The 3,591-nt window shown below is 66.8% G+C and carries 3 protein-coding genes and 1 pseudogene; 3 read left to right on the top strand and 1 reads right to left on the bottom strand.

The window, feature by feature from the left end:
- Positions 1–1,309, bottom strand: a 1,309-nt coding sequence (locus B3T77_RS00775; protein ID WP_292076150.1) for a hypothetical protein, incomplete at its 3' end; no start/stop codon positions are given.
- A 164-nt stretch (positions 1,310–1,473) separates the two neighbouring features.
- Between B3T77_RS00775 and B3T77_RS00770 the strand changes: the two genes are divergently transcribed.
- The 3 genes and pseudogenes from B3T77_RS00770 to B3T77_RS00760 all read left to right on the top strand — a co-directional run.
- Complete coding sequence (locus tag B3T77_RS00770) at positions 1,474–2,406, top strand: ABC transporter ATP-binding protein (RefSeq protein ID WP_292076148.1); 933 nt, start codon at positions 1,474–1,476, stop codon at positions 2,404–2,406.
- Entirely contained in the window at positions 2,403–3,170 is a 768-nt protein-coding gene (locus tag B3T77_RS00765) for an ABC transporter permease (RefSeq protein WP_039244173.1), read from the top strand. The genes B3T77_RS00770 and B3T77_RS00765 overlap by 4 nt, the downstream gene beginning before the upstream one ends.
- Positions 3,171–3,212: 42 nt before the next feature.
- Positions 3,213–3,591 (top strand): annotated as a pseudogene (locus B3T77_RS00760) (hypothetical protein); the annotation flags it as partial.

Here is a 3,591-nt window from a genome sequence, read left to right as displayed (position 1 = left end):
CGCGCGCCGCCTCCAGCGCCTCGATCACGGTCAGGAACCGCGCCGCGACCCCGATCAGACGCAGCACGTGGTCCGGATTTTCGGCCTCGCCGTCCGACAGACTGTTCAGCGCCTCGTCGGACCAGGTGGAGAGGTAGTCGGTCAGGTCGGCCTTCAGTCCCGAGCGATCGGCTTCGCAGCCGAAGGTGACGGCCGCGCCGCGCAGGGCCGCCACCGCCGCCAGCAAGGCCGCCGCAGCCTCGATCGGTTCGCCCTCGGCCGGCGCCTCCAGCCACGGCGACATCCGCGTCATGCGTCCGGTGATGACCTGACGCTTCATCGGCAGGGCGGCGTGGACGGCGCTGGAGGCGGACTTCATCAGACCCGAAAGCTGGCCCGACACCTGGACCCGCGCCATCCGCGCCGCCTTGCCCCAGCTTGAGTCGGGCCGCACCTGCAGGCTGAGGTCCATCTCGGCCAGCACGCCCGCGCACCAGTTGACGTCGTCCACCACGCCCAGCATCGCGGTCTCGCCCAGCGACGATCGGACCACGCCGGCGATCTTCTGCACCCGCGCCTGAACGGAAGTCAGCAGCCGCTCGACGAAGACGCCCATATCGGAATGGCTGAGGGTGATTTCACGGTCGGCGAGCCGGCTGGTCCGCGTCACGACCCGCAGCATCCGCTCGGCGTCGGCCACATGAGCGAACAGGATGTCGATCATGCGCCGCCCGCCGTCCGGCGACATCGCCAAACAGTCCTGAATCAGCAGCCTCAGCCCCGCCAGCTGGTTGTCGTCGGGGCGTTCCAGCCAGACGGGCAGGCGCGGCAAGGCGCTGCGGGCCAGAGGCGTCAGGTCGAAACAGCCGGCCAGTTCGACCGGAGTGGATGGCGGCTGGTCGTCGGCCGGGCGCTGAAACTCCGGCCAGACGTCGCGCGGCCGGTCGCGCAGCACGGCGGCCGCCTTTGCGCACAGCCGATCAGCGGCCAGGGTCCATTCGCCGTCCACGGCCACGGCGCCGTCAAGAAGGGGCAGGAAATTCTCCTCGCCCCGCACCGCCTCGCGCCAGACCCGTTTCAGAACCGGAGGCGGAAAGGCCAAGGCTGGCACGCCGTCGGCGCGCGGTTGAAACAGCGGCAGCAGGGGCGCAAACGCCGTGCCGCGACGGGCGCGATCGCGCGCCTCTGCGGCGACGATGTTCGCCAGCTCGGCCGCCTTGTCGCCCTTCAGCGCCGCCACGGCTGCGCCCAGCATACCCAGCGATGCGTCGGGACAGGCCTCGACGATCGCCGTCAGAGCGGCGTGGTGGGCGGCGGACAGGGACGGCACGAAAGCTCCTGCCAAAACTCAACTCAGGCCGGCACCGTGCGACAATCGGGTTAACAACGACTTGGCGTCTATTGAGCGGCGCCGCCACTTGAGTCAGGCGTCAGGCACGCCATATTGCCGCCACACCCGGCCCGCGCCGCCGCGCGCGCCGGAAAGGAAAGCCTATGCCCGTAATCGAGATCGACGGCCTGACCAAGACCTACAAGTCGGGGCATCAGGCGCTGAAGCGCATCGACCTGACGATCAACAAGGGCGAGATTTTCGCCCTGCTTGGTCCGAACGGCGCGGGCAAGACCACGCTGATTTCCATCGTCTGCGGCATCGTCACGCCCACGACCGGGACCGTGGTCGCCGACGGCCATGACATCCAGTCCGATTTCCGCGCCGCCCGCACCAAGATCGGTCTGGTGCCGCAGGAGCTGACCACCGACGCCTTCGAGACCGTGCTGGCCACCGTCACCTTCAGTCGGGGCCTGTTCGGCAAGGCGCCGAACCCCGCCTTCATCGAGGGCGTGCTGAAGGACCTTTCGCTGTGGGACAAGCGTGACGCCAAGATCATGAACCTGTCGGGCGGGATGAAGCGGCGGGTGATGATCGCCAAGGCCCTGAGCCACGAACCTGACATCCTTTTCCTGGACGAGCCGACCGCCGGGGTCGATGTCGAGCTGCGCCGAGACATGTGGGCCATGGTCAGAAAGCTGCGCGAGCGCGGCGTCACCATCATCCTGACGACCCACTACATCGAGGAGGCCGAGGAAATGGCCGACCGGGTGGGCGTGATCCTGAAGGGCGAACTGATCCTAGTCGAGGAAAAGTCGGCTCTGATGAAAAAGCTGGGCAAGAAGACCCTGACGCTGAACCTGATCGAGCCGTTGGCGGCCCTGCCCGCCGACCTGTCCGACTGGGACCTGACGCTAAAGAACGAGGGCGGCGAACTGGAGTACAGTTTCGACGCCAACGCCGATGACACAGGCGTGCCGTCGCTGATCCGCCGGCTTGAGGCGCTGAACATCGGCTTCAAGGACTTGAACACCCGCCAGAGCTCGCTGGAAGACATCTTCGTCAGCCTGGTCCACCAGAACGGAGCAGCGGCATGACCTTCAACGGATACGGCGTCTGGGCCATCTATCGCTTCGAGATGGCGCGTGCGCTGCGCACCCTATGGCAGAGCGTGGTCACCCCGGTGATCACCACGGCCCTGTATTTCGTCGTCTTCGGCGGCGCGATCGGCAGCCGGATGCAGCAAGTGGACGGCGTGCCGTACGGCGCCTTCATCGTGCCAGGCCTGATCATGCTCAGCCTGTTCACACAGTCGATCTTCAACGCCTCATTCGGCATCTACTTCCCCAAGTTCACGGGAACGATCTACGAAATCCTGTCGGCGCCGGTGTCGTCGCTGGAGATCGTGCTGGCCTATGTCGGCGCGGCGGCGACCAAGTCGGCGGTGCTGGGGCTGATCATTCTGGCGACGGCGGCCTTCTTCGTGCCGCTGCAGATCCTGCATCCGGTCTGGATGATGGCCTTCTTAATCCTGATTTCGGTGACCTTCAGCCTGTTCGGCTTCATTATCGGGGTCTGGGCCAATGGGTTCGAGCAGCTTCAAATGATCCCGATGCTGGTCGTGACGCCACTGACCTTCCTGGGCGGCGCCTTCTATTCCATCGACATGCTGCCGGACGGTTGGCGCACAGTGACCCTGTTCAACCCTGTGGTCTATCTGATCTCGGGCTTCCGCTGGGCCTTCTATGGTCAGGGGGATGTGGCCATCGGCGTCAGCGTCGCCGCCACACTGGGCTTCTTCGCCGTCTGCCTGGGCATCGTCATGTGGATGTTCAAGACCGGCTACCGGCTCAAGAACTGATCCGTCACGAAACGGGCCAGATCGCCAGCGATTGAGAAGACCATGTCCGACGACCAGAAGACCCCGCCCCAGCCCTTCGCCCGCAAACCGGTGACCTGGGGGCGTATGCCCGCGACGACCTTCCACGTCGGGCCGGTGCCGGTCGCGCCCAATCCGCTGGATCGCATTCCCAATCCGCCGCCGCGCAAGCCCACGCCGCAACAGCAGCAGGCCTCGATCCACACCCAGAGCCTGGCCTCCGGCGTCGCGCCGGCCAAGGGTCAGACGACGCCCGCCAATCCGGCCCCGCGTCCCGCGCCCCATCCGCAGGGGGCAAGCATCCTGGGCGGTTCGCTGATCCCGACGGCGCGCCCGGCCCAAGCCCAGCCTCAACCCCAGGCTCCGATGCCGCCGCAGTCCAGGCCGCAGCCGGCGCCGGCCG

This window comes from Brevundimonas sp. UBA7838 (genome assembly GCF_002500885.1).
Taxonomy (GTDB): Bacteria; Pseudomonadota; Alphaproteobacteria; order Caulobacterales; family Caulobacteraceae; genus Brevundimonas; species Brevundimonas vesicularis_C.
The sequence above is the reverse complement of the archived record's forward strand: the minus strand, read 5'-3'. Positions and strand labels throughout refer to the sequence as shown.